Origin of the sequence: Achromobacter kerstersii (assembly GCF_902859595.1) — a bacterium.
In the GTDB taxonomy this organism is placed as follows: Bacteria; Pseudomonadota; Gammaproteobacteria; order Burkholderiales; family Burkholderiaceae_B; genus Achromobacter; species Achromobacter kerstersii.
Map to the genome: position 1 here is coordinate 375606 of NZ_CADIJQ010000006.1, position 26314 is coordinate 401919.

Below are 26314 nucleotides of genomic sequence, written 5' to 3' on the forward strand. Positions count from 1 at the left end.
GCTGTTGCGTGATGGGTGAAACTTCGACCAAACCGTATCTGATCCGCGCGTTGCATGAATGGTGCACTGATAACGGCTACACGCCATACATCACTGTGCAAGTTGACGAGCACACCATGGTGCCCGTCGCGCATGTGCGTGACGGTCAGATCACTCTGAACGTCGGCACGCTGGCCACCAACCGTCTGGTGCTGGGCAATGAATTCATCGAATTCCAAGCCCGCTTCAGCGGCGTGACCGAGAACGTCTACGTTCCCGTCGGCGCGGTCAGCGCCATCTACGCGCGTGAAACCGGCGCAGGCATGGGCTTCGAAGTGCAGCCCTATGAACCGCCGGCAGCCGGTGCTCAAGGCGTGGCGGATACCGCTGCCGCGCCCGAAGGCTCCGACGCCGACGCCGCGCCTGGCGACGACGGCGGTGATGACGACGAACCCAAGCGTCCGCGTCTGACCATCGTCAAATAGCATCTGCTACGCGGGGACGGCGTGCCTGGCACATCGTCCCCGCCATCGCTATCTTCCCCGGTGCCACGCAGCCCCGCCGATTTTTCATTACAATGCAGTCCCTGCGCGTGCCCCCGGCACGCCGTGCCGGTGTAGCTCAGTTGGTAGAGCAGCTCACTTGTAATGAGAAGGTCGAGGGTTCGATTCCTTTCACCGGCACCAACACCCCTATTGCGATAGCGTCATAGGGGTACGCGAAACCGCTGGCGCTTACGTCACGACGCCAAGCCCCGCGCTTCATGAAGCATCCATTTCGCAAATGCCTGTAGTGGCGCCGCACTCAACTCGAGCGGCTCAGGAAGAACCAGGCAGAAGGTCTTGGTAATCGCTTTGCCGTCCGCCCAAGGCGCGACCAGACGGCCTTGTTCCAGCTCGGCCCCGATGTAAAGACGCGGCACCAACGCGACTCCCAGGCCGGCGACCGCCGCCGCTATCAGCATGGAATGCAGATCGTAGCGCGCACCTACCGCCGAATTGGTCAGCACGATGCCGGCCTCTTTTGCATAAAGCTGCCACGCGTCCGGGTTCTGCCTGCGGTGAAGGCGTGGCAATTGGTCGAGCGACACATTCGCACCGGCCTCCGCCAGCAGCGCCGGACTACAGACGGGCACAAGCACCTCCTCCAGCAGCGGATGCAAATGCATACCCGCCCATGCCGGATGCTCAAAATGAATGGCTGCGTCGAATCCGCTGCCAGCAAGAATGAAGGGCTCCATACGCTCGGCGATATGCACGGTAATGTTCGGATGCGCATTCTGGAAGCGCTTCAGCCGGGGAATTAACCAACGGGTGGCGAAGGTCGGAATGGCGGCAATATCAATGCTGCCCCCCTCAATGGGCTGCCCCATCAGATAGAGGCTGTCCCGTTCCAGCCGATCCAGAATCTCACGCACCTGCACCGCGTATCGCTTGCCGTTGGGCGCAAGCCGAACCCGATTTCCCACGCGCTCGAATAGCGCGACATTCAAAAATGCCTCAAGGCGTCCGATCTGACGACTGACCGCGCCTTCCGTCAGCGCCAATTCCGCGGCTGCGCGCGCGAAGCTGCCATGTCGAGCCGCGGCTTCAAAAGCAAGGAGCGCGGAATTGCTTGGAATCTTACGTCGCATAAGGGTTTCGACAACGGGGATGGGTTCGATATCAGCTTGAGTAAATGTCACCGAAGGCTGACTTTATATCGCTATATAGGCCGGGATTGTCCACCTAGCATTACGTTACCGCAATGAAAACGGGATGGCTGCCGCAAGCGCCTCGCCCGTGACGAAGGACAATCTGATGATCTACACCGTGGAATGCAGCTTCGCCGATCCCGCCAGCGAAGCCGAATGGAACGCCTTCTACAGCCTTGAAAAACTTCCCGCCCTGATCTCGGTAACCGGCTTTCATACGTCGCAGCGCTTCAAGGCGTTAAGCGACGGTTGTCCGACCTACCTGGCCGTCCACACCATCGACGGTCTCGATGTGCTGACGGGCGAGGAATATCGCCAGAAAGGCGGCGGTAATTTCGCAACGTGGCAGCAACACATCACTGACTGGCACCGAAATCTGTACAGCGATATCGGCCTTGCACCGGCGGTCAGCGCATCCGAGCTTCTCGTGCTTTGTGCAAGCGGCCCAGACCCTCTGATCCAGATGGGCCTCACGCCCTTAGGCATGCAAGCGGTTGCGCTGGAACAGTTTCCGGAACACCGTTGGCTCGCAACACTGCCTCGGCAAACCGCTCAGCTTGTCGAGAGGCTGCCCGACGGCGTCCACCTCTATTCGCCGATGACGGACCAACTGACAAGCGCCCGCAGCGCTTGAAGCGAACAAAATTTTCCGGAGATAGCAATGCCCGCCATTCCCTTTCCCAGTCAGCAAGCCGGAGATTTCACGATCACCGCCATCAGCGACGGCTACCTCACCGCCAGCCTGGACTTTCTCTCGAATATCGACCCATTCGAGGCCGCCAGAATGCAAAGCGAAGCCGGGCAGCAGGAGCCCGCCGCCGTGCATATCAACTGCTATGTGGTGCGCGGAGCGGGCCGCACCATTCTTATCGATGCAGGGGCCGGAGGGATCAAGCAATGGGGCGGCCGCCTGATAAGGAATTTGTCGCTCGCTGGCGTCGAACCCGGCGACATCGACACCATTCTGCTCACCCATGCCCATCCCGACCATGTCGGCGGGCTGGTGGACGCCGCCGGGCACATCATCTTTCCGAATGCAGAACTGGTTATTCATCAGCGGGAGCTTGCCTTCTGGCAGGACGACGGCAACTTAAGCCGTGCCAGCGAGCGCGCCCGGGGCAACTTCCTGATCGCACGCCAGGTCTTCAGCGGCTACCGCAACACGCTTCGCACGTTCGCTGAAGGGGACGTGCTTCCCGGTGTCAAAGCGATGCCATTACCGGGACACACGGATGGACACTCCGGCTATCTTTTCGAATCCGCCGCTCAGAGCCTGCTTGTCTGGGGAGACATTGTTCATTTCCCTCATATCCAGATTGAACGGCCGGACGTCTCGATTGCATTCGACCAAGACGCAGCCCAGGCAGCCGCCACACGATCACGGCTTCTGGACATGGTCAGCTCGGAAGGTATGTTGATCGCCGGCATGCATCTGGGCGAACTCGGCTTCGCGCGAATCAAGCGAACGGGCAGCGGCTACGGTCTGCTTTACGAGGCCTGAGCTTGGGATGGCGACGCGAAGCAGCCTTGTCGGATGCCCCGCTTGGAAGGCCTGTGCGCGCCGTTCAGGCAGCCCGTCGATGCGTCAGGCCCACAATCACCCCAACGCCGGCAGCATGTTGAACAACAGCACCATCACCAAGCCCACCACCGACACGATCGATTGCACGACCGAGATCGTTTTCGTGGCTTCGCCCATCGTCATGCCAAAGGACTCTTTCACCATCCAGAAGCCGGCGTGATTCGCGTAGTTGAAGAACAGCGATCCGCAGCCGATCGACAGCGCGAGCAGCGGCAGGTTCAGGTTGGGGTCGGCGCCTGCCAGCGGTGCCAGCAGACCCGCCGCGCCGACGATGCCGACGGTGGCCGAGCCGGTGGATACCGACAGCAGCATGGCGATCAGCCAGCCCAGGATCAGCGGCGGGAAGGCGAATTGGTGCGTCAGGTGCACGATGGCGTCGCCGACCTTGGCGCTGGTCAGCACCTGCTGGAACGCGCCGCCACCCGCAATGATCAGCATGATGCCGGCGATGGGCTTCAGGCTTTGGCCCAGCGCGTCGCGCAGCTTCTCGGCATCGCCTTGGCGCATGAAGACGAGCGTCACGGCCGCAAACAGCACGCCCAGCAGCATGGCGACGATCGGGTTGCCCAGGAACGCGGCCACGTGCAGCGTGCTTGAGCCCTTGGGCAGCAGCATCTCGGCCACCGCATGCACCAGCATCAGCAAGGCGGGCAGCAATGCCGCCAGCACGCCCAGGCCGACGCTGGGTGCGGCGTGGCCGCCCGCGGTTTCCTTGGTGGCGGTGAACTGATCGAGCAGCGCCGCGTCGGGGCGAGTCGTCATGCGCGGCGCGATGAAGGCGCCATACAGAGGCCCGCCGAAAATCATGGCGGGCAGGGCGGCGATGAAGCCGTAGATCATGGTCGGGCCGACCGTCGTCTTCAAGGTGGCAATGGCGGTCAGCGGGCCCGGATGCGGCGGCACCATGCCGTGCATGGCCGCCAGCGCAGCAATCACCGGCACCCCCACATACACATAGGCCGACCCCTTGAAGCGCTGCTGGCTTTCCAGCTTGCGCGCCACGCTGAAGATCAGCGGCAGCATCACCACCAGACCCACTTCAAAGAACATCGGGATGCCGATGACGAAAGCCACCAGCGTCATGGCCCACGGGATCATGCGGGTAGAGGTGCGCTGCAAGATGGCGTTGGCCAGGCGCTCGGTGGTGCCCGAGTCCGCCAGGATCTTGCCCAGCATCGCGCCCAGCGCAATGACTACCCCTACTGCGCCCAGGGTTTTACCCGCGCCATCGGTCAGGTTCTTGACGATGGCCACAGGCTCCATGCCTGTGGCGAAACCGACGCCGATCGAGACGATCAACAGCGCCAGCAGCGGGTGCATGCGGATGCGCGAGACGATAAGTGCGACCAGCACCAGGACGCTCACCAAGGCGGTGAGCAGCAATTGAATGTCGAACGAAGACATGGATGAACCCAGAAAAGACGAAAGAGGCCGCGAACCTTCTGGGTGCCATGATAAGGGATGCAGCCTGTCGCCAACCTGCATCCCGCTCGTGGGGCGCTGCCGCCGTTGGCAACCGCTATCGTCCCAAAATCCGCATCAATCCGGCTTGATCCCGGCCGCCTTGATGATCGCCACATTGCGCTCCAGCTCCGTTTCCACCTTGCGGCGGAACGCGGCCGGGTCTTGATAGGTGGCGTCAAAGCCCAGATCTTGCAGTTTGGCGCGGGTATCCGGTTCAGCCATGACCGCCTGGATCTCCTTGGACAAGCGGCTGACGATGGGGGCCGGCGTGCCGTGCGGCAGGACCACGCCGAACCAGGTTTCGAAGTCGTAGCCGGTGACGCCGCTTTCGGCCACGGTGGGCACGTCGGGCACCAGCGGCGAACGGGCGTTGCCCGTCAGCGCAACGGCGCGAGCCTTGCCTGCCTTGATCTGCGGCAGGCCGGCCACCAGGGTGTCGATAGACAGCGGAATCTGATTGCCGATCAAGTCCGTCATGGCCGGTGCGCTGCCGCGATAGGGCACGTGCAACAGCTTGGCGCCCGTGCGCTGCGCCAGCGACTCGCCCGCGATGTGCGGCGTGGAACCGTTGCCAAACGAGCCAAAGCTAAGCGGCTGCGCGGCTGACTTGCTGGTGATGTCGGCCACCGTGCCGATGCGGGTTTGCGGATTCGTCAGAATCACGAACGGCGTGCTGCCCGCGATGGCGACGTATTCGTAGCTCTTGATCGGGTCGTAGTTCAGGTTCGAATACAACAGCGGATTCAACGTGAACGTGGGCGCGCCGGTGATCATGAACGTGTAGCCGTCAGGCGCGGCGCGCGCCACGGCAACCGCGCCGATGCTGGTGTTGGCGCCGGGCTTGTTCTCGACCACGACGGTCTGGCCCAGGCGTTCGCCCAGCTTGGCGGCGAAGAGACGGCCGATGACGTCGGTGGAGCCTCCCGGCGGGAACGGCACGACCATGGTGATCGGTTTTGCCGGATAGTTCTGCGCCGACGCCATCAGCGGCGCGGCGGCCAGGACGCACAGCGCAAGCGTGCGAAGGACTTTCTGGTTCATGGATTTCCCCTTGTGTTGTAGGTGTGAAGGTCAGTTGGGCAATGCCGGCGCGCGGCGCCAGTGCTGCGTGGCGTGTTCGAACGCGTGCGCCAGTTGCAGCAGGGCGTGCTCCTGCCGATACCGGCCAACGATCTGGATGCCCACTGGCAACCCCTCGCCGGTAAAACCACAGGGCACGGAGATGGCCGGATGCCCCGTCAACGACAGGTAGTAGCCCGAGCGCATCCAATCGATGTAGTTGTGCATCGGCGTGCCTTCAATGCGGCTCACGGTTTCGTGTTCCACCGGAAACGGCAACACCTGACTGACCGGGCCGATCAGGAATTCGTGCGTCTGCATGAAGGCGTGCATGCGCGCAAACAGCGCGGCGCGGTCGCGCTCGGCCTGGATGACGGCCGCAGCCGATTGCTGCAAGCCCAGTTCAATATTCCAGATGACCGTGTCTTTCAACAGATGCCGGTGCTCGCGCAGCACGGCCTCGTAGCCCACCGCGAAGGTTTGGCCGCGCAAGGCCTGGAACGACGCGTCCGCGCCGGTGAAGTCGGGGCAGGCGGGTTCCACGTGCGCGCCCAACTCGGCGAAGACGGGCAGTTGGCGGTCCAGCACTTCCAACACCGCACGTTCGACAGGCAGGCCGCCCCACGTCGGCGCGTAGGCGATGCGCACGCCCTTGAAATCACGGGCCAAGCTGTCCAGGAAGCGCGCGGGATCTTGGTCGATGGCCAGCGGGTCGCGCGCGTCGTTGCCCGCGGTGGCGGCCAGCAGCAGCGCCACATCGGCCACCGTGCGGGCCATGGGGCCGGCCACCGTCAGCGCGTTGTACGGGCTGGCCGTGGGCCATTGCGGCACGCGGCCGGGCGACGGGCGCAGGCCCACCACGTTGCAGAATGACGCGGGGTTGCGCAGCGAGCCGCCCATGTCCGTGCCGTCGGCCAGCGGCGTCATGCGTGCGGCCAACGCGGCGGCCGCGCCGCCACTGCTGCCCCCCGCAGTCAGGCGAAGGTCGTAGGGGTTGCGGGTGGCGCCGAAGACCGTGTTGAACGTCTGCGAGCCCGCGCCGAATTCGGGCAGGTTGGTCTTGCCCAGCGTAATGGCGCCGGCCGCGCGTTCGCGGCTGACGATGAGGCTGTCGCGCTCAGGCACGAAATCGCGATATAGCGGCGAGCCGTAGGTGGTGCGCATGCCGGCCGTCAGGAACGAATCCTTGTGCACGATCGGCAAGCCATGCAGCAAGCCCAGCGGGTGGCCGGCGGCCTGGCGTTCGTCGGCTTGCGCGGCGCGGGCCAGCGCGCCTTCGGCGTCCAGCGTCACAATCGCGTTCACACTGGGGTTGCAGGCGTCGATGCGCGCCAGATGGGCGGCGGTGACGTCGCGGGCGCTGACATGGCCGGCGGCGATCTCGGCGCGCAGGGCCACGGCGGTCATCTCGCAAAGGGGGGAAGTCGAAGTCATTGCGGCTTGGTTGTATTGCTATGCGATACAAAGTATTGAATAATCAACTTTATAGTGCGTATTTGGTGCGCGAACAATTCGGGGAAACTAGCCCCGCCACGTGCGCCACCGCCGCGCCACCGCCGCGCCAAACCCGCGCCACCCCGCCATTTCCCTTGTGCAAGACCTCGGCCAGACGCTCATGACCCCTCGCCAAAATCCGGTTGCTGACATCCCCACTCCCGATGCCGACGACCCCTTGTTCGTCGCGTCGCTGGAAAAGGGCATGCGCGTGCTGGACGCTTTTCGTGACGCCTCGGACTCCTTGGGGCTGACCGACATCGCTACCCTGACCGGCCTGGGCAAAAGCGCGGCGCAACGCTTTGCGCATACGTGGGAACGCCTGGGCTACTTGGTCAAGGACGCGGCCACACGCCGCTACCGCCTGGGGCCGCGCGTGGTGGAGCTGGGCTATTACTTTCTGCGCAGCGACCGCCTGGTATCCATGGCCGCACCGCATCTGGTCGCGCTGCGTGATCGCTGCGGCCTGGCCGTGCACATGAGCGTGCTGGCGGACGATGACATGATCTATCTGCTGCGCCTGCCCAGCCGGCAGTTGACGCTGGCCGAAATGCTGCCGGGCCGCCGCATGCCGGCCTGGTGCAACAGCGGCGGGCGCATGCTGCTGACGCAGTTGGACGACAGCGCCATCGGCCAGACCCTACAGCGGTCGCCCCCGCGCGCGTTCACGCCGCGCACCGTGGTCGAGCCCGGCGCCTTGCTGGCGCTGATCCGGCAAGCGCGCGACGACGGCTATGCATTGACCGAAGATCAGGTGCTGCAAAACCAGGTTGGCGCGGCCGTGTTGCTACGCGATGCGCGAGACGTGCCACTGGCGGCAATCAGCGTCAGCGCGCCCCGCCACGACTATCCCAGCGACCGTTTGCTGCGCGATATCGTGCCGCAACTGTTCCGCACGGCCCAGGCGATTCAGCACGCCTGACAGAAAATTTTCCACCCGCTTTGCATTCTTTCGATTTTTTGTGCATAATTCGGCCCCTCTACCTGTTCCCCGATAGCTCAGTCGGTAGAGCGACGGACTGTTAATCCGCAGGTCGCTGGTTCGAGCCCAGCTCGGGGAGCCAAGAATTCAGCAATGCAAGCTTCATCCGCATTGCTCGCAGTACCCCTAAAAAAGCCCGCAACTTTGGTTGCGGGCTTTTTGCATTGGGCTTTTGCCCCGCGCCTTTCGATCAGCGTAGGATGACACGCATCCCGTCCTGATGCTTCACGGCTGATTCCATGCGTTCCACGCGATCCCTGCCTGCCCTGGTTTCCCTGCGCGCATTCGAAGCGGCCGCGCGCCGCTTGAGCTTTTCGCTGGCCGCGCAGGAACTCTTCGTCACGCAAAGCGCCATCAGCCACCATATCCAGCGGCTGGAACGCGAATTGGGATTGGCGCTGTTTGAACGGCGCACGCGCGCCGTCGCGTTGACGCCCGCGGGGCAGGCATATTACGACCATGTGCATGCCGCGTTCGAATTGCTGCGGCAAGGCACCGACGCGATCCGCGCACCCGCTGTGGCGCGTACGACGCTGACGGTAGGGCTGCTGGCCTCGTTCGCCACCCGCTGGCTCGCGCCGCGCTTGCCAGCCTTCGCGGCCGCGCATCCCGATATCGACCTGCAACTGCAACCCGACATCAGCCTGGCCGACGTGGCGGGCGGCGATGTGGACGTCGCCATCCGCTATGGGCGCGGCGTGTGGCCCGGGGTGAAATCGCGGCTGTTGATGACCGAGCGGCTGTCTGTGGTCTGCGCGCCCAGCCTTGTCGCTGGCCGCAAGCGCCCGCGCACGCCGGACGATCTGCTGCGCCATCCGCTACTGACCTCGCACGCCAAGCAGCCCTTTGAATGGGACGCCTGGGCACGGCGCTATGGGATGGACCTGGGCCGCGCGCAGACCGTGCGCCTGCACGACTACAACATCGTCGTCGAAGCGGCGTTGGCGGGGCAGGGCCTGGCGATGGGGCGGCATCGGCTGATCGCCCCGCACCTGGCCAGTGGCGCGCTGGTGCAGGCGCTGCCTGACGCCGTGCTGGAAGATGCGCGCATCGGCTGGTGGTTCGTCGCGCCGCGCGGCGCGCTCACCCCCGCAGCGCAAATGCTGCATGACTGGCTGAAGCAGGCCGCCGCCGAATCCACTGGCTCCGGCACTGGCACCGGAACGCATTAGTTTTACTCATACGTAAAGCGCAAGAATTGATTGGTCAGACGCAGCCCGCACCGATAGCATCAACGCTATCTCCAACCGTTTAAGGTGCACCGACATGACCCGCTCGATCTCTGGCCGCGTGGCCGAACTGGGCTACGCCCTGGAAGCCGCCTCCGCCCCCGCCGCCAACTACGTTCCGTTTGTTCTGGAAGGCAACCTGCTCTATATCTCGGGCCAAATTTCGCGCAAAGGCGGCAAGCCCCAGTACCTGGGCCAATTGGGCAACCAGATTTCCGATGCCGATGGCGTTGAAGCCGCCAAGCTGTCCGGCCTGGGCATCCTGTCGCAAATCGCCGCCGCCACCGGCGACCGCCTGGACCGCGTTGCACGCGTCGTGCGCCTGGGCGTATTCGTGGCCAGCACGCCGGATTTCAACCGCCAAAGCGCCGTCGCCAATGGCGCGTCCGACCTGATGGTGGACGTGTTCGGTGACGCCGGCCGCCATTCGCGCAGCGCGGTGGGTGTGGCCTCGTTGCCGCAAGGCGTGGCCGTGGAAGTTGAAGCCGTAATCGCGCTCACGCCCGCCTGATTTTTCGACAACATCCATCGCAGGCTCGTCTGAGCCTGCGCCTGCGACACGCTCCGAGCCCCCCCAATGTCTGCCCCTCTGACTTCCGACGCCCGACTCGCCTTGCGCGGCCGCACGCCCGGTGCGCAACGCTGCGTCCACTTCAACCACGCCGGTTCGTCGCTACCCTCCGCCGCAACCGTGGATGCCGTCCACGAGCACCTGCTGCGCGAAGCCACGCAAGGGCCGATGGAAGCCGGAGTGCGGTCACGCGCGCTGACCGAAAGCGCCCGCACGCTGGGCGCGCAGTTGCTTAACGCGCAGCCTGAAGAGATTGCGTTGACCACCGGCAATTCCCATGGCTGGGGCGCGGCCTTCGCGGCGCTGCCGCGCTGGCAGCCCGGTGACCGCATTCTGGTCGGCCGCCACGAATGGGGAGGCAATCTGGCCACGATGCGGCTTCACGCCGAACGCGCCGGCGCGGTGCTTGAAACGATTCCGTCGGATGCGAGCGGCTGCGTGGACGCCGATGCGCTCGCCGCCATGGTGGATGAGCGCGTGCGTCTCATTGCGCTGACGTGGCTGCCGGCCAACGGCGGCCTGATCAACCCGGCCGCCGCCATCGGACGCGTGGCGCGCCAACACGGCATTCCGTACTTCGTCGACGCCGCGCAAGCGCTCGGCCAACTACCCATTGATGTGGAGCAAGTTGGCTGCGACGTGTTGACCGGCCCGGGGCGCAAAGCGTTGCGCGGCCCGCGCGGCACCGGCCTCTTGTATGTGCGCCGCGCGTTCCTGGATCAGCTCACGCCCGCCTTCGTCGACACCCACTCCGCCCCCTTGAACGCCGACGGCCAGCCCGTGCTGCGCACCGATGCCGCGCGCCTGGAAGGCGCCGAAAGCTCATTGGCCATGCGTTGCGGCCTGGCTAACGCCTTGCAGGAAGCGCTGGACCTGGGCTTGGACACGATCCGCGCCACCATCGACGCCACCGCCCGCACGCTGCGCACGGAGCTTGCCGCCATTGACGGCATCACCGTGCTGGATCAGGGCCGCGAACAATCGGGGCTGGTCGCCTTCAATCTGGCGGGCCAGGACGCGGCCGATGTGCAGCGCGCACTGGCGGCGCAAGGCATCACCATCGGCAGCAATGGCGTGCCCTACACGCCGCTGGACATGCAGGCGCGCGGTCTGACGCAGATTGCGCGGGCCTCCGTCAGCTACCTGACGAGCGACGACGAAATCAGCCAGCTGCTGGATGGCTTGCGCAAGCTGGCGCGATAAGCCTTACGTCACCGCGCGACGCACGGCCGGCGAAAAAACGGCGACCACTTCGTGAAGACGAGCAGGTTGCCCACCATCACCAGCGCCAAACCCGCGAATGCAGCCGGTGTCCACTGATAGCCCTCGACCACCGTCGACACGCTTAGCGCCACCACCGGAAACAGCACCGTGCAATACGCCGCGCGCGCCGGACCCATCCGGCCGACCAGGGTCAGGTAAGCCGTGAAGCCAATCACCGAGCCTGGAATCGCCAAATACAGCAGGGCGCCGACATACTGCGAAGAGCTGTCGAATTCAAACGGCAGACCCGCCACCAGGCACCCCGCCAGCAAGATCGACGCGCCGTACAACATGCTGTACGCATTGCCGGTCAGCGGGCGGATGCCGGCGCGCTGCTGCAAGGATGACAGCATGTTGCCCGTGGAAAAGCAGAACGTGCCCAGCAGCGCAAACCCCAGGCCCAGCAGCGTTTCGTGGCTGGCCGCCTGGCTGGACAGCTCCGGCCAAAACAGCAGCACCAGGCCCGAAAAGCCGAACGCGCCCGCCAGCATCACGCGCGGCGCAATCCGGGTGCCGAACCACAGCCGGGCGTTCAGCGCGTTCCACAGGGTGGCCGCCGAAAACACCACCGACACCAGCCCGCTTGGAATCCATTGCGTTGCGGTGTAGAAGCACAGGAAGTTCAAACAGAACAAGCACAGCCCCTGGCCCACACAGAGCCAGTGTCCGCGCCGGTCCAGCTTCTGCAATTTGCGGGTCAGCAGCAAGGCGGCGAACAGCACCAGGCCCGCCAGCGCGAAGCGATAGAAAATGGACACGGGTATGGCCACCACGCCAAGCTGCAACTTGATGGCGATCCAGGTGGTGCCCCAGATGACGACGGTCAGGAAATACAGAAAGAGATTCACGATGCGATACGCAAGAAAAAGGGGACGTGAGGCCGACCCGTCAAACCTGGATCGCCTGGCCGCGAGTGTGCGCCTGGCCACTCATCCGCGATTGCCGATTCTTGCGGTTATTCCGTCAAGGTTCGCGCGGCCCGAGCCAGATCGCAGTAGCATTTGAACCCTATGGGTTCCGCTGCCTCGGCCCCGGCCGATTTCTCCGTTTTCCGCACCCTCTCGCGCTCCACCGCCACGCTGGAGCGCGCCGCGCCGTTGGGCGAAGGAATGGCCATTTCGCAATGGGCGCGCAGCGCGCACGAGACGCTGGGCTATGACTCGCCCGGCCACCACACGCTGTCGCTCTACCTGCATGGCGGCGACAAATCCTTCCGCGTCGGCCGCGACACGCTGCATGGCGGCGCCGGCAAGTTCTGCGTGCTGCCGGCGGAACATTATTCGCGCTGGTGCATGAACGACACCGTGCATTTCCTGCACCTGTACATCTCGCCCGAACGGCTGGCGCGCGAAGCCGTGATGCGGCTGGACTGCGAACCCCGCACGCTGGAACTGCGCGACCGCACCTACATCCAGGACGACTCGCTGATCGATGTGTGCCGGCAGCTGCTGGGCACCGACTGGACGCAGCCGTCAGACCGGCTGGCCGCCAGCAGCGCCGCCGAAACCGTGCTGCACCACCTGCTGATCCAGGGCGTGACCCGCAAGACCGCGCAGCCCGCGCGCGGCGGCCTGGCGCCGGCCGTGCGCCGCCGCATCATGGACTATGTGGACGCGCACCTGCACGAGGCGCTGACGCTGGACGAGCTGGCCGGCGTGGCCGCCTTATCCACCTATCACTTCGCCCGCATGTTCCACACCTCGTTCGGTGAACCGCCGCACGCGTGGGTGCGGGCACGCCGGCTAGCGCACGCGCGGCGCTTGCTGGCGGCCGGCAAGGGCGACCTGGCCGGCATCGCGCAGGCCAGCGGTTTCGGCAACGCCAGCCACCTGTCCCGCGTGTTCCGCGACGCAGTCGGCGTCACGCCCGGCCAATACCGCAGCGCCCGCCGCCAGCACTGAAACCCGCCGCCGTCCGGGTCCCGTCCAGCCCCGCGTCCATTCCCCCGCTCAGCCCCGGCTCCTGACTTGCGCGGTCTACAATGGCCCACCGCCTCAACGGCCTGACGCCGCGGCCCGACCGCGCTTGCTCCCGACGCGATGCCGTCTTCGATCTCTCGCGATTTTGATCCTCTGGCCGGCCCCGCCGCGCCGCGTCCGTTGCGCGCGCATTGGCTGGCTGAACTCATCCGCCTGCGCGAAACCCATTGGGGTCCGCTGGATGACGCCGACGCCGTGCGCCGCGTGCGGCAGCTGGACACCGATCTGCCTTCCCGCATCCTCGCCCGCGCCGGCTTGCTCGCGCAGCGCGAAAACCTGACATCGCTCGTCGACACCTGGAGCCGCAGCGCCAAAGCGATGCTGGCGGCGTTGTTCGTGATTGCGCTGCTGTCGGGCATTGGCGTGGCCCTGGGCGCGCTGGGCGACGGCGCCCGGCCCGTCAATGTGTTGTGGGCGCTGGGCGCGTTGCTCGGCCTGCACGCGCTGACCTTCCTGTTGTGGCTGGCCAGCTTCCTGCTTCGGGCCTCCGCCATGACAGGTCTTGGCCGTCTGTGGCTCTGGGCCACCCGCAAGCTCGCGCGCGGCCCCGACGGCGCGCTGGTGCCACAAGCATTCCTGAATCTGCTGGCGCGGGCAGGCGCGTTGCGCTGGCTGTTCGGCGCCATCAGCCATCTGCTGTGGCTGACCGCGCTGTGCGCCGCGCTGGCGGCCTTGCTGGTGGTGCTGTCCACCGCCAGCTACCGCTTCATCTGGGCCACCACGCTGCTGGCGCCCGACTCCTTCGTCTGGCTGACGCAAGCCATCGGCTGGCTGCCCGCGCATCTGGGCTTTCCGATGCCCGACGCCGCCATCATCCTCGCCAGCGACGGCACGCAGACACTCGCCGCCGAGGCGCAGGTGCAATGGTCGCTATGGCTGATCGGCGTGGTGGTTGTCTACGGCATCCTGCCCCGCCTGCTGGCCGGCGCGCTGTGCGGCGTTGCCACGCTGCGCGCGCTGCGGGCCTTGCGCATTGATCCTTCGCTGGCCGGTTTCGCGCCCTTGCGTGATCGTCTTGAGCCGCCCGCGCAGTCCACCGGCATCGACCGCCCTGTAGACCCGCTGCACGAACCGCGCGTGCAATCGGCGCCGCTGTCGGGCCTGGCGGGCCAGCCCGTGCTGCTGGGCCTGGAACTGCCAACCGACCTGCCCTGGCCGCCCGCCGACGTGCCTGCGCCCATCCAGGTCGCCGGCAACCTGGACACACGCGAAGAACGCAACCGCGTGCTGGATGCATTGGCGCAGGCCGCGGCCTCGCGCCTGGTCATCGCCTGCGATGCGCGCCAGACGCCTGACCGCGGCACCTTGTCGCTGATCGCCGAACTGTCCGCGCACGCGCAACACACCCGCGTCTGGCTTATCGCGCCGTCCGACACCACCACACGCGCCGCGTTGTGGCGCGAGCGGCTGCTGGCGCTAGGCCTTGCCGCCGACGCCATCCTGCAAACGCCTGCCGCGCCGCTCGCGTGGCTGGAGTCCGGCCATGGCTGACGACTTGATCAAGATCGCGCTGGTAGGCCACACCAACACGGGCAAGACCTCGCTCTTGCGCACGTTGACGCGCGACACCACGTTTGGCGAAGTGGCCGACAGCCCCGGCACCACGCGCCATGTCGAAGGCGCGCGCCTGCGGCTGGACGGACGCGCCGTGCTGGAATGGTTCGACACGCCGGGCATGGAAGACAGCATCGCGTTGCTGGAATACCTGGAACGGCTCGCCAGCCCCGACGAACGCCTGGACGGCCCCGCGCGCATCCGCCGCTTTCTGGATACGCCCGAAGCGCACGGCCGCTTCGAGCAAGAAGCTCGCGTGTTGACGAAGATGCTGGACTGCGACGCCGCGCTGTACGTCATTGATGCGCGCGACCCCGTGCTGGGCAAGCATCGCGACGAACTCTCGATTCTGGCCGCTTGCGGCCGGCCTCTGCTGCCCGTGCTGAACTTCGTCAACGCGCCCGCGCACCGCGCAGATGAATGGCGTGGCGCGATGGCGCGCTTGGGCCTGCATGCGGTGGTGGAGTTCGACACCGTTGCGCCGCCGCTGGATGGCGAGCAACAGCTGTACGCCAAGCTGGGCGTCTTGCTCGACCGCCATGCCGCCGCGCTGGCAAAGCTGTCCGACAGCCTGTCCGCGCAACGCCGCCAACGCCACGACGCCGCCTACGAACTGCTGGCCGATCTGCTCATCGATGTGGCGGCGCTGCATCTGTCCAGCCCCAGCGACGACGACGCGCTTGCCGCCACATCGAACCAATTGCGCGATCAGGTGCGCCAGCGCGAGCAAGCCTGCGTGAACGCCTTGCTTGCGCTCTACAACTTCCGCCCCGCCGATGTCACCGACGACGCGCTGCCGCTGCAAGGCGAGCGCTGGGGCATGGACCTCTTTCATCCGCAGGCCTTGAAAGACATGGGCGTGCAGGTAGGCATGGGTGCGGCGGCGGGTGCGATGGCGGGCGCGGCGGTGGACCTGTTCAGTGCAGGCTTGAGCCTGGGCACCGGCATGCTGATTGGCGCGGCGGCAGGCGGCTTGTGGCAGGGCGTTGAGAAGCTGGGCAAGCGCATGGCCGGCAAGCTGCGCGGCTGGCGCGAGATCAGCGTGGACGACGCCGTGCTGCGCTTGCTGGCGCTACGCCAGCGGCAACTGATCGACGCCTTGGAACGCCGCGGCCACGCCGCGCGCGAACCATTGACACTACGTCTTCCGGATGATGACGCGTGGCGCAAAGGCCCATTGCCCGAAGCACTGAAAGAAGCGCGCAGCCGGCCCGAATGGTCGGCGCTGGGCAAGCACTACGAAGATAGCGATCGCCGCAAGCGCGTGGTGCGCGACTTGGCGAAAACCCTTGCTAGCGCGCCGCCATCCGCCCCCTGATCCGCCCCGCCGCAAGCCGCGCCAAACGCACCATTCAACGCTGACGGCAAGCACGGACTAACCCCAATCCAAACCGATTGACGCTTAAACGAATCGCTCTATAAGATTCGATCTGCATCGGCGCGGGTCCGTCCCCGTCATGACAATCACAAGGGGTTGGGTCCATCGTGAAGTCGAAGTCTTCGGCAGTGATTTCCGGCATCGCCCTCCACGGCCTGTGCGCAGTTCGCGCCGCGCGCCGCCCAGTCCAACACCGTCTTTCGTCGTAAGCAGCAACGCCATGCCCCGAGTCCCACAGGGGCCGGGGCCCTGTCACTTCTGTCGCGCGACACGCGCACCAACGGAGCATGAGGGCTATGCGTACTTTTCCCCACCTAAAGCAAGCTGCGCTGGCGGCCGCCATTGCCGCATCGCTGGCGTTCAGCGCCGGCGCGGCCGCCAAGACCTTCCACTGGGCGTATCAAGGTGACGCCACATCCATGGACCCGATGGCGCTGAACGAGACCTTCACGCTGGGCTTCCAGGGCAACATCTACGAAACGCTGGCGGGCTACGACGGCAACCTGAAACTGACGCCGCTGCTGGCCGAAAGCTGGGAAAACCCCGAGCCCACCAAGTGGGTCTTCAAGCTGCGCAAAGACGTGAAGTTCCACGACGGTTCGCCCTTCACGGCGGACGACGTCATCTTCTCGTGGAAGCGCAGCCTGACCCCTGGCTCCGACATGAAGGGCTACGGCGCCAAGGCCTCCGACATCAAGAAGGTGGACGACTACACCATCGAAGTCACCACCCCCACGCCCAACCCGATCTTGCCGCGCGAATGGGTGTTCCTGTACATCATGAGCAAGACGTGGGCCGAGAAGAACAAGACGACTGAAGCCACCAACGTCAAAGGCGACAACCAGGGCAACTACGCCAACCTGAACGCCAACGGCACCGGCCCCTTCATGCTGGTGTCGCGCCAGCCGGATGTGAAGACGGTGCTCAAGCGTTATGACGGCTACTGGAACAAGAACATCAAGACCAACGTCGACGAGGTCATCTTCCAGCCCATCACGCAGGAAGCCACGCGCGTGGCCGCGCTGATCTCTGGCGAAATGGACCTGGTGCAGCCGGTGCCCGTGCAAGACTGGAAGCGCCTGGAAGACGCCAAGGGCGTGAAGCCGCTGACGGCGCCCGAAGCGCGCGCCATCTTCATCGGCATGGACCAGGACCGCGACGAACTGCTGTTCTCGGACGTCAAGGGCAAGAACCCGTTCAAGGACCCGAAGGTGCGCGAAGCCGTCGTGCTGGCGGTCGACACCAAGGCCATCAACGACAAGATCATGCGGGGTGCAGCAAAGCCGCTGGGCTCGCTGGTGGCTACCGCCATCAACGGCTACGCCGATTCCTATGGCGCACCGTACAAGCCCGACCCCGAACGCGCCAAGAAGCTGCTGGCCGAAGCGGGCTACCCGAAGGGCTTCACCGTCACCATGGATTGCCCGAACGACCGCTACGTCAACGACGAAAAGGTCTGCCAGGCGGTGGCCGGCATGCTGGCGCGCGTGGGCATCAAGATCAACCTGCTGGCGCAGACCAAGTCCAAGTACTTCGGCAAAATCCTGCTGCAAGCCGGTAACCAGACCAGCATGTACATGCTGGGCTGGACCCCCAGCTCCACTGACGCGCACAACGCGCTGCTGAACCTGGCGGCGTGCCGTGATGCGAAGACGGCGGCTGGCCAGTTCAACCTGGGCGGCTACTGCAACAAGAAGGTTGACGACCTGACCAACAAGATCGGTGTTGAAACCGATCAGACCAAGCGCAACGCAATGATCAAGGAAGCCTTCGAGATCGTGCGCAGCGACTACGGTTATTTGCCGCTGCACCAGCAGCCCATGTCGTGGGGCGTGAAGGACAACATCAAGGTCATTCAACGCGCCGACGACGTGCTCGACCTGCGCGATGTGGTGTTGCCGTAAACCTGCCGTAAACCTTTGACGTTGTATGCCCCGGATGGCGCAAGCCGTCCGGGCGCACCTGGCCCAGCTTCGCTTTCAAGCGTTCTACGCAAACGCGGCCCGGCGTTATCTGCAAACGAGGGCACCCGATAATGCTTTCCTTTATTGCGCAACGGCTTATCCAGTCGGTGCTGGTGATGTTGACGGTGGCGCTGATCGCGTTCTCCATGTTCCGCTATGTCGGCGACCCGATCGCCAGCATGGTCGGCCAGGACACCACCCCTGAACAACGCACGCAACTGCGCGAACAGCTCGGCCTGGACGACCCCTTCGTGGTGCAGTTCGCGCGCTTTGTCGGCAACGCGGTGCAAGGCGACTTCGGTATCTCGTACCGTCAGCGCCGGCCCGTCAGCGAGCTGCTTGAAGAACGCATGCCCGCCACCTTGGAATTGTCTTTCGTGTCCGCCGTGATGGCGTTGGCGCTGGGCATTCCGATGGGCATCTACACCGCGCTCAAACGCCACGGCATTCTGTCCAAGACCTTCATGGCGGTGTCGCTTGCCGGCATCTCGCTGCCCACGTTCCTGATCGGCATTCTGCTCATTCTTGTGTTCGGCGTGCAGCTGCGATGGCTGCCCAGCTTCGGACGCGGCGACGTCGTCAGTTTGGGCTGGTGGACAACGGGCTTTCTGACCAAATCAGGATGGCTCGCGCTGATCATGCCGGCCATTACATTGGCGCTGTTTCAGATGACTTTGATCATGCGGCTGGTGCGCGCCGAAATGCTGGAAGTGCTGCGCGCCGACTTCATCAAGTTCGCGCGCGCCCGCGGCCTGCCGGAACGGCTCATCAATTTCCGCCATGCGTTAAAGAACACGATGGTGCCCGTCATCACCATCACGGGCTTGCAGCTGGGCTCGATCATCGCGTTCGCCATCATCACGGAAACGGTGTTCCAGTGGCCCGGCATGGGCCTCTTGTTCATCCAGGCCATCAGCATGGTCGACATCCCCGTGATGGCGGCTTATCTGGTGCTGATCGCCTTCATGTTCGTGGTCATCAACCTGGTCGTCGACCTGCTGTACTTCGCCGTGGACCCGCGTCTGCGCGTGCAGAGCAAATAAGGGAATCAACATGATTGCTCGCATCGCTCCAATGTTCGCCCGGGCCGCCGACAGCGACCTGTGGCACAGCTTCAAGCGTTCGCCCGGCGCCATCATCGCCGCCATCGTCACGCTGATCATTTTGTTGGGTGCGCTGTTCGCGCCCGTCGTCGCGCCGCACAACCCGTTTGACCTGGCGTCGCTCAGCATCATGGACGCCAACACGCCGCCGGCCTGGGAAGAGGGCGGCAGCCCTGACTTCCTGCTGGGCACCGACGACCAGGGCCGCGACATCCTGTCGGCCGTGATGTATGGCTCGCGCGTGTCGCTGCTGGTGGGGTTTGCGTCGGTGCTGTTCTCGATGGTGCTGGGCGTCACGCTCGGCCTCATCAGCGGCTACGCCGGGGGCCGTATCGACAGCTTCATCATGCGTATTGCAGACGTGCAGCTGTCGTTTCCGGCCATCCTGGTGGCGCTCTTGATCGACGGCGTGGCGCGCGGGCTATTGCCGCGCGACATGCACGACCAGCTGGCGCTGTATGTGCTGATCTTCGCCATCGGCATCTCGGGCTGGGTGCAGTACGCGCGCACCGTGCGCGGCTCCACGCTGGTCGAGCGCAACAAGGAATACGTGCAGGCGGCGCGCCTGATTGGCATCGGCCCCTTCACCATCCTGCGCCGCCACATCCTGCCCAACGTCATGGGCCCGGTGCTGGTCATCGCCACCATTCACCTGGCGATCGCCATCATCACCGAAGCCACGCTGTCGTTCCTGGGCGTTGGTGTGCCGCCTACGGCGCCGTCGCTGGGCACGCTGATCCGCATTGGCAACAGCTATCTGTTCTCGGGCATGTGGTGGATTTCGATCTTCCCCGGCATTGCGCTGGTGGCGCTGGTGCTATCGGTCAACCTGCTGGGCGACTGGCTGCGCGACGCGCTCAACCCCAAGCTGCGCTGAGGACGTCATGGCCCTGTTGAACATTGAAGATATCCGCATCGAATTCCCCAGCCGCCGCGGCACGCTGGTGGCGGTGGATGGCGTATCGCTGTCCCTGGAAAAGGGCGAGATCCTGGGCGTGGTGGGCGAGTCCGGGGCGGGCAAGTCCACCATCGGCAACGCGGTGATCGGCCTGCTGGAAGCGCCCGGGCGTTTGGCCGGCGGTTCCGTGCTGCTGAACGGCGAACGCATCGACACGCTCACCCCTGCGCAGAAACGCAAGGTGCGCGGTCGCCGCATCGGCATGATCTTTCAAGACCCGCTGACCTCGCTCGACCCTTTGCAAACGGTGGAAAGCCAGCTGGTGGAAACCATGCAGGTGCACCTGAACCTGTCGCACGCCGAAGCGAAAAAACGCGCGGTGCAGCTGCTGGTGCAAGTGGGCATCGATCAGCCGGAACTGCGCGTCAAGCAATATCCGCATCAGTTCTCGGGCGGCATGCGGCAACGCGTGGTGATTGCGCTGGCGCTGTGCTGCGAGCCCGAAGTCATCATTGCCGATGAACCCACCACGGCGCTGGATGTGTCCATCCAGGCGCAGATTCTTGAGCTCTTGAAGAAGCTGTGCCGCGAAGAGCAGGTGGGCATGATCATCATCACGCACGACATGGGCGTGATTGCTGATGTGACCGATCGCGTGGCAGTGCTATATCACGGCAAGCTTGTCGAGCAAGGCCCCACCGCCAAGATTCTGGGCGACCCCGATCATCCCTACACGCGCAGCCTGATTTCGGCCGTGCCGCGCCCCGACATCAAGCTCAAGCGCTTTCCGCTGGTGACTTACATCGAAGACGTGAAGACGCCATCGCAGCCGTTGGACCTGGCCACGCATTGGCTGGGCCAGCGACGCGACTTCGGCGTGCAGACGGGCGGCCCGCTGGTGCAGGTGCGCGACCTGTCCATGCGCTTCGTGTTGAAGAGCGCGCTGTTCAAGCGCAACCAGCGCACGCTGGATGCCGTCAAGCGCGTGAACTTTTCCATTGGCGAAGGCGAAGTCTTCGGACTGGTGGGCGAATCCGGCTCGGGCAAATCCACAGTGGCGCGGCTGATCTCCGGCTTGTACACGCCATCCGAAGGCTCAGTCACATTTGGCGGCACTGACCTCACGGCGCTCAAGGGCGAGAAGCAGCTGAACCCCTTCCGCCGGCAGATCCAGATGATCTTCCAGGACCCGTTCTCGTCGTTGAACCCGCGCATGCGCGTGCTGGACATCATTGCCGAACCCATCCGCTTCCATAAGCTGGCGGCCAACGAAGCTGAAACGCGCCGCATCGTCGCCAACCTGCTTGACGTCGTCGGCCTGGGCGACCGCGCCGCCGAACGCTTCCCGCACGAGTTCTCGGGCGGCCAGCGTCAGCGCATCTGTATTGCCCGCGCGCTCGCCACGCGTCCGCGATTCCTGATTTGCGATGAACCCACATCGGCGCTGGACGTTTCCATTCAGGCGCAGATTCTAAATCTGCTTAAAGACCTGCAAGAAGAGCTGGGCCTGACGATGCTGTTCATCAGCCACGACTTGCCCGTGATTCGCCAGATGTGCGATCGCGTGGGCGTCATGCGCTACGGCGAATTGCTGGAAGTGGCCGAAACGGAAAGCCTGTTCGATCACCCGCAACACCCCTACAGCCAACACCTGCTTGGGCTGATGCCCCGCCTGCAAACCATGTCCCGTAAGGGGCTGGATGTAGTGGAAGGCTGACGCCCGAGCGCAACCGGAGCGAGACATGACGGCGACACGACAGACCCTCTTCATCGGCGGCCAGGTATTTGATGGCGAGGGCAAGGTATTGCGCGATCACGGCGTGCTGGTCGAAGACAAGCGGGTGGCGCGCGTGGCGCCCGCCAGCGCTTTCGAAGGCTATGCCGGGCTACAGATCAACACCACCGGCATGACGCTGATGCCCAGCCTGGCGGACTGCCACGTGCATCTGGTCTACACGGGCGGCGCCGATCCCAATGCGCAATTAAGCAAACAAGGGCCGGCCCAGATCACGTTGACCGCGCTGGAGAACGCACAAGCCAGCTTGCGCGGCGGCGTCACAGCCTTGCGCGACTGCGGCGGCAAGGACTATCTGGAATTCGGCGTGCGCGACGCGATTGCGCGCGGCGTGTTTCCCGGCCCCACCATCAAGGCGTCTGGCCGCATCATCTGCATGACGGGCGGGCACGGCAACCGCATCGGCCGCATCGCCGACGGCTGTGAAGACGTCATCAAGGCCGTGCGCGAACAAGTCCACGCCGGCTGCGATCTCGTGAAGATCATGGCCACCGGCGGCGTCATGACGCCAGGCGTGAGCCCGATGGATGCGCACTACAGCTTCGACGAAATGAAGGCGGGCGTGCATGAAGCCAAACGCTTTCGCAAAAGCACGGCCAGCCACGCACAAGGCACGCAGGGCATTCTGAACGCGGTGCGTGCGGGCATTGATTCCATCGAACACGGCATCTTCATGGACGACGATTGCCTGCGCGAAATGCTGGAGGCCGAAACCTATCTGGTGCCCACCATCGCGGCGGTGCGCAACATCATCGCCAACGCCGACAACGGCATCCCCGCCTACGCGGTGGAAAAGGCGCGCGCCGTCGAACAGCGCCATCGTGAGTCGTTCCAGATGTACTACAAGGCTGGCGGCCGCATCGCGATGGGCACGGACGCGGGCACGCCCTTCAACCTGCATGGCGAAAACGCCATGGAGCTGGCCTACATGGTGGAGTTCGGCATGACGCCCATCGATGCGCTGATTGCCGGCACATCACGCGGCCACGACCTGATGGGCCTGACGGAACACGGCGTCATCGCCGATGGCAAGGTCGCTGATCTGCTGCTGGTGCAGGGCGACCCCACGGAAGACATTCTGAAGGCGGCCGACAAACGCTTTCATGTGGCGGTGCTGCGCGATGGTGAATTGGCGGCGGGGGCTTTGCCCTTCTGAACCGCGCCGGGTTCAACCATATAAAAAGCCGCCGCGCCCATCGGCGCGGCGGCTTTTTAATTGGCGTTGCAGGGGACTGCCCGCGCCTTAGCGCGCGCCACCCATCGCGCCGCTCATGACCATCATCAGGAACTGCTCAACCGGCATCTTCTTGCCGTTGAAGTCCACTTGGCCATCCGCGTAGTTCAGGTACGTCACGATGTTGTTGTTCTCGACCTTGGCCATGCCCATTGCGGTGGCCATGGTGCCGACCATTTCGGCCTGGCCCTTGGCGGTTTGCACGGCTTGTTCGGCCGGCACGCCGCGCATTTGCGGTTCGATGGCCATCAAGTCGCCCAGGTTGCCCTTGGACAGCACCAGCTTGGCGTCCAGCTTGCGCACGGCTTGCGTCAGCGTGTCAGACAGGTCACCTTCCATGGAAGCCGGCTTGGCCAGGTCCAGGTTCAGGTTGAACGTCGACGTGCCGTTGGCGGTGCGCACTTCCAGCGGCGCCACGGCCAGCGTCGGGTTGCCAGCCAGCAGCAGCTCAACGTTGGTCTTCAGCACCTGTTGCTCTTCCGGCGTGAACTCGGGCGTTTGCTGGTCGCCCTTGCTTTGCATCATGCGGCGCGAGGCGGCTTCATAGACGTCGTTCAGCGCCTTGAACGCCTTGGCGTCCAGCTTCTGCAGGTCGAGCGCCAGCTTCATGCCCGCCACGTCCTTGGCCTGCACGTTGATCATGCCGAAGTCCAGCGCCATCTTGGCGCCGATTGCCGAGCCGTTCTCCGTCACGTCAACGGCGATCGACGTGTCCTTGAACTGAACCGGCGGCTTTTCCTTCGAGGTGATCGTCCAGTCCTTGAACGTCAGCTTCTGGCTGCCCACGTACAGGTCGTTGGCCGACGGCGTCATGTCGCTGGTCAGCGTGATGCCTTGCAGGGCCATGCTGACGATGTCGCTGTTTTCGCTTTGGCCGGCCAGCACCAGCTTGTCGGTCTTCAGATCGAAGACGCCGTGCTTGGTGCCGGTGGCGTATTCCACGTTGCCGGTCATGCCCGAGAACGTCAGGCTGGTGTCGCCCTTGGTGACTTCGGCGGGAGCGACGTTGAACTTGCCGCTGATGTTCTTGCCGTAGCTGACGCTGTAGTGGCCGGTCACGGGCGTTGCGCCCTTGGACGCCGCGAACCATTCCTTGACGGTCGGGGTCTCTTCCAGCGCGAAGTCGCTGGCGACCATGGCGGGCATGAAGGCGCCGGACTTCAGGTTCGACAGGGGCAGGGGGCCGTGCGACAAGTGCTCGACGAACACCAGATCGCGGTCTTCGGCGGGCTTGCCTTCGGCGGCGGGCGTCGTGAACTTCACGCGGTAACGCGCGGTCGACGAAAACACGCCACGTTCGAACGACACCAGCTCAACGGCCGATGCGATGCCCCACTGGTCGCTGAGCTTCTTCAGTTCAACGTTGGCGTTGTCGATCGACTGCTTGACGAAGTCCTCGGCCTTTTGGCCCGTGAACCAGGCAGTACCCGTCCATACCGCGCCCAGAACGACGACAACGCCCACTAGTGCCGATTTCTTCATAGCGATCCTTTATTCTTCAAATGGATATAAGCGCACGGATTATAGGGAGTGCAGCCTAGGGAAAACACTTATTTCGTTCAGAGGCACTGCAATTTGTTACTTGGTGATACTGCGGTGCGTAATCCATTCGGTGCTGCAGCGCCACATCAGCTACAATCCCGCCGTGTGCTTTGCCAATCTGCACACGTCCGCTAGGCCCTTCGCTGCCAAGCTTCGCCCATCAGGGCGCTTCCCTTTTCTCCTTATTCGTCCGCCTGGATTGGAGTCTCTCAACTTGAGCGACGGGCTGCCGCTGGAGTTGTTTTGACTACCTCTTCCCCTTTTGCCGACCTCGGGCTGGCTGATTCCCTGTTGCGCGCCATTGCCGAAACCGGCTACACCGCGCCCACCCCCATTCAAGCCCAAGCCATTCCTCAAGTGCTGAAAGGCGGCGACCTGCTGGCCGCCGCACAAACCGGCACTGGCAAAACCGCCGGCTTCACGCTGCCCATTCTGCATCTGCTGTCGCAGCAGAAGCCGGAAGGCCGCAAGCCCGGCCGCCCCCGTTGCCTGATCCTGACCCCGACGCGTGAATTGACCGCGCAGGTGGCGGAATCGGTGCAAACCTACGGCAAGTACACCTCGCTGACGTCCATGGTGATGTTCGGCGGCGTCAACATCAACCCCCAGATCTCCGCGCTGCGCAAGCCGCTGGACATCCTGGTGGCCACCCCCGGCCGTCTGCTGGACCACTGCGGCCAGAAGACGGTTGACCTGTCGGGCGTGGAAATCCTGGTGCTGGACGAAGCCGACCGCATGCTGGACATGGGCTTCATCCGCGACATCCGCAAGATTCTCGCGCTGCTGCCCAAGCAACGCCAGAACCTGCTGTTCTCGGCCACGTTCTCGGACGAAATCCGCACGCTGGCGCGCGGCGTCCTGAACAACCCGGGCGAAGTCTCGGTCACCCCGCGCAACACCGCCACGGAACTCGTCACGCAGACAGTTCACCTGGTCGAACAGCACCACAAGCGCGACCTGATCAGCCACATCATCCGTGAAAGCGGCTGGCATCAGGTGCTGGTCTTCACGCGCACGAAGCACGGCGCGAACCGCCTGGCTGAAAAGCTGGTCAAGGACGGCCTGACCGCCGCCGCGATCCACGGCAACAAGAGCCAATCCGCCCGCACCCGTGCGCTGGCCGGCTTCAAGGACAGCACCGTGACGGTGCTGGTCGCGACCGACATCGCCGCCCGTGGCCTGGACATCGACCAGCTGCCGCAAGTGGTGAACTTCGAACTGCCCAACGTGCCGGAAGACTACGTGCACCGCATCGGCCGCACGGGCCGCGCAGGCGCCACCGGCGCCGCGGTCTCGCTGGTCGACAACAGCGAAATCAAGCTGTTGAAGGACATCGAACGCCTGATCAAGAAGACGATCGAGCGCAAGCCCGTGGAAGGCTGGACCCCGTCGCCCACCAGCGCCGCCGCCTTCGAACGCCAGGAACGCGATGAAGACGCGCGCAGCCCGCGCGGCGGCAATCGCAATGGCGGCGGCGGCCGTGGCGGCAACGCCGGCCGCGGCAATGGTGGCGGCGGTGCCGGCGTCGGCCGTTCGCGCCCCGCGCAAGGC

At 64.6% G+C, this 26314-nt stretch carries 22 protein-coding genes and 2 tRNA genes; 18 read left to right on the plus strand and 6 right to left on the minus strand.

All coding sequences use genetic code 11. The annotated features are described in order from the left end of the window. The first annotated feature begins 11 nt into the window (after positions 1-11). Together HV765_RS19630 and HV765_RS19635 are read left to right on the plus strand one after the other, a co-directional pair. Positions 12-464: a ClpXP protease specificity-enhancing factor gene (locus HV765_RS19630; protein ID WP_054421031.1), complete on the plus strand. Its 453-nt coding sequence runs from the start codon at positions 12-14 to the stop codon at positions 462-464. Positions 465-589: 125 nt separating this feature from the next. Continuing rightward, positions 590-665 (plus strand) — tRNA-Thr (locus HV765_RS19635). 53 nt (positions 666-718) lie between these two features. Here the strand turns inward: HV765_RS19635 and HV765_RS19640 are convergent. Further along, positions 719-1612, minus strand: coding sequence for a LysR substrate-binding domain-containing protein (locus HV765_RS19640; protein WP_175170700.1), 894 nt, complete (start codon positions 1610-1612; stop codon positions 719-721). A gap of 166 nt (positions 1613-1778) precedes the next feature. On the opposite strand from HV765_RS19640, the gene HV765_RS19645 reads away from it, so the two are divergent. Together HV765_RS19645 and HV765_RS19650 are read left to right on the plus strand one after the other, a co-directional pair. Further along, positions 1779-2306: a sugar ABC transporter gene (locus HV765_RS19645; protein ID WP_175170701.1), complete on the plus strand. Its 528-nt coding sequence runs from the start codon at positions 1779-1781 to the stop codon at positions 2304-2306. Positions 2307-2333: 27 nt separating this feature from the next. Next, positions 2334-3173, plus strand: coding sequence for an MBL fold metallo-hydrolase (locus tag HV765_RS19650; protein ID WP_175170682.1), 840 nt, complete (start codon positions 2334-2336; stop codon positions 3171-3173). 96 nt (positions 3174-3269) lie between these two features. Here HV765_RS19650 and HV765_RS19655 read toward each other — a convergent pair whose 3' ends face one another. From HV765_RS19655 to HV765_RS19665, 3 genes are all read right to left on the minus strand, one after another. After that, a complete protein-coding gene (locus tag HV765_RS19655; RefSeq protein WP_054421028.1) occupies positions 3270-4658 on the minus strand; it encodes a GntP family permease in 1389 nt (462 codons plus the stop codon). A gap of 135 nt (positions 4659-4793) precedes the next feature. Continuing rightward, on the minus strand, positions 4794-5759 hold the full coding sequence (locus tag HV765_RS19660) for a Bug family tripartite tricarboxylate transporter substrate binding protein (RefSeq protein ID WP_175170683.1): 966 nt from the start codon (positions 5757-5759) through the stop codon (positions 4794-4796). Between the two features lie 30 nt (positions 5760-5789). Beyond that, positions 5790-7211, minus strand: a complete 1422-nt coding sequence (locus HV765_RS19665; protein WP_175170684.1) for an amidase — start codon at positions 7209-7211, stop codon at positions 5790-5792. Positions 7212-7392: 181 nt separating this feature from the next. On the opposite strand from HV765_RS19665, the gene HV765_RS19670 reads away from it, so the two are divergent. From HV765_RS19670 to HV765_RS19690, 5 genes are all read left to right on the plus strand, one after another. Continuing rightward, on the plus strand, positions 7393-8193 hold the full coding sequence (locus HV765_RS19670) for an IclR family transcriptional regulator (protein ID WP_175170685.1): 801 nt from the start codon (positions 7393-7395) through the stop codon (positions 8191-8193). 66 nt (positions 8194-8259) lie between these two features. Further along, positions 8260-8335 (plus strand) — tRNA-Asn (locus tag HV765_RS19675). 157 nt (positions 8336-8492) lie between these two features. Continuing rightward, positions 8493-9425 carry a transcriptional regulator GcvA gene (gene gcvA / locus HV765_RS19680; protein WP_175170686.1) on the plus strand — a complete coding sequence of 311 codons (933 nt, stop codon included), beginning with the start codon at positions 8493-8495 and terminating at the stop codon, positions 9423-9425. Between the two features lie 94 nt (positions 9426-9519). Continuing rightward, the gene (locus HV765_RS19685) at positions 9520-9993 is read left to right on the plus strand and encodes a RidA family protein (protein WP_054421024.1); all 474 of its coding nucleotides are present in this window, start codon (positions 9520-9522) and stop codon (positions 9991-9993) included. Positions 9994-10059: 66 nt separating this feature from the next. Beyond that, complete coding sequence (locus tag HV765_RS19690; protein WP_175170687.1) at positions 10060-11256, plus strand: aminotransferase class V-fold PLP-dependent enzyme; 1197 nt, start codon at positions 10060-10062, stop codon at positions 11254-11256. Between the two features lie 8 nt (positions 11257-11264). Here HV765_RS19690 and HV765_RS19695 read toward each other — a convergent pair whose 3' ends face one another. Beyond that, positions 11265-12164 carry a DMT family transporter gene (locus HV765_RS19695; protein WP_175170688.1) on the minus strand — a complete coding sequence of 300 codons (900 nt, stop codon included), beginning with the start codon at positions 12162-12164 and terminating at the stop codon, positions 11265-11267. A 162-nt stretch (positions 12165-12326) separates the two neighbouring features. Here HV765_RS19695 and HV765_RS19700 point away from each other — a divergent pair, with 162 nt between their 5' ends. The 8 genes from HV765_RS19700 to HV765_RS19735 all read left to right on the plus strand — a co-directional run bounded on the left by HV765_RS19700 (position 12327) and on the right by HV765_RS19735 (position 23143). Then, entirely contained in the window at positions 12327-13217 is an 891-nt protein-coding gene (locus HV765_RS19700) for a helix-turn-helix domain-containing protein (RefSeq protein WP_175170689.1), read from the plus strand. A 138-nt stretch (positions 13218-13355) separates the two neighbouring features. After that, positions 13356-14786 (plus strand): DUF2868 domain-containing protein, encoded by a 1431-nt coding sequence (locus HV765_RS19705; protein ID WP_175170690.1) that lies wholly within the window; start codon positions 13356-13358, stop codon positions 14784-14786. Continuing rightward, a complete protein-coding gene (locus HV765_RS19710) occupies positions 14779-16167 on the plus strand; it encodes a GTPase/DUF3482 domain-containing protein (RefSeq protein WP_175170691.1) in 1389 nt (462 codons plus the stop codon). The genes HV765_RS19705 and HV765_RS19710 overlap by 8 nt, the downstream gene beginning before the upstream one ends. Positions 16168-16523: 356 nt before the next feature. Continuing rightward, complete coding sequence (locus tag HV765_RS19715; protein ID WP_054421018.1) at positions 16524-18131, plus strand: ABC transporter substrate-binding protein; 1608 nt, start codon at positions 16524-16526, stop codon at positions 18129-18131. A gap of 131 nt (positions 18132-18262) precedes the next feature. Beyond that, entirely contained in the window at positions 18263-19234 is a 972-nt protein-coding gene (locus tag HV765_RS19720; protein ID WP_054421017.1) for an ABC transporter permease, read from the plus strand. 10 nt (positions 19235-19244) lie between these two features. After that, complete coding sequence (locus HV765_RS19725) at positions 19245-20171, plus strand: ABC transporter permease (protein WP_054421016.1); 927 nt, start codon at positions 19245-19247, stop codon at positions 20169-20171. Positions 20172-20178: 7 nt separating this feature from the next. Beyond that, positions 20179-21909, plus strand: coding sequence for an ABC transporter ATP-binding protein (locus tag HV765_RS19730; protein ID WP_054421015.1), 1731 nt, complete (start codon positions 20179-20181; stop codon positions 21907-21909). 25 nt (positions 21910-21934) lie between these two features. Then, positions 21935-23143 carry a metal-dependent hydrolase family protein gene (locus tag HV765_RS19735; RefSeq protein ID WP_175170692.1) on the plus strand — a complete coding sequence of 403 codons (1209 nt, stop codon included), beginning with the start codon at positions 21935-21937 and terminating at the stop codon, positions 23141-23143. An 87-nt stretch (positions 23144-23230) separates the two neighbouring features. Here the strand turns inward: HV765_RS19735 and HV765_RS19740 are convergent, their stop codons facing one another. Beyond that, complete coding sequence (locus HV765_RS19740) at positions 23231-24703, minus strand: YdgA family protein (RefSeq protein ID WP_175170693.1); 1473 nt, start codon at positions 24701-24703, stop codon at positions 23231-23233. A gap of 303 nt (positions 24704-25006) precedes the next feature. Between HV765_RS19740 and HV765_RS19745 the strand changes: the two genes are divergently transcribed. After that, on the plus strand, positions 25007-26314 hold a 1308-nt coding region (locus tag HV765_RS19745), incomplete at its 3' end, for a DEAD/DEAH box helicase (protein ID WP_254600640.1).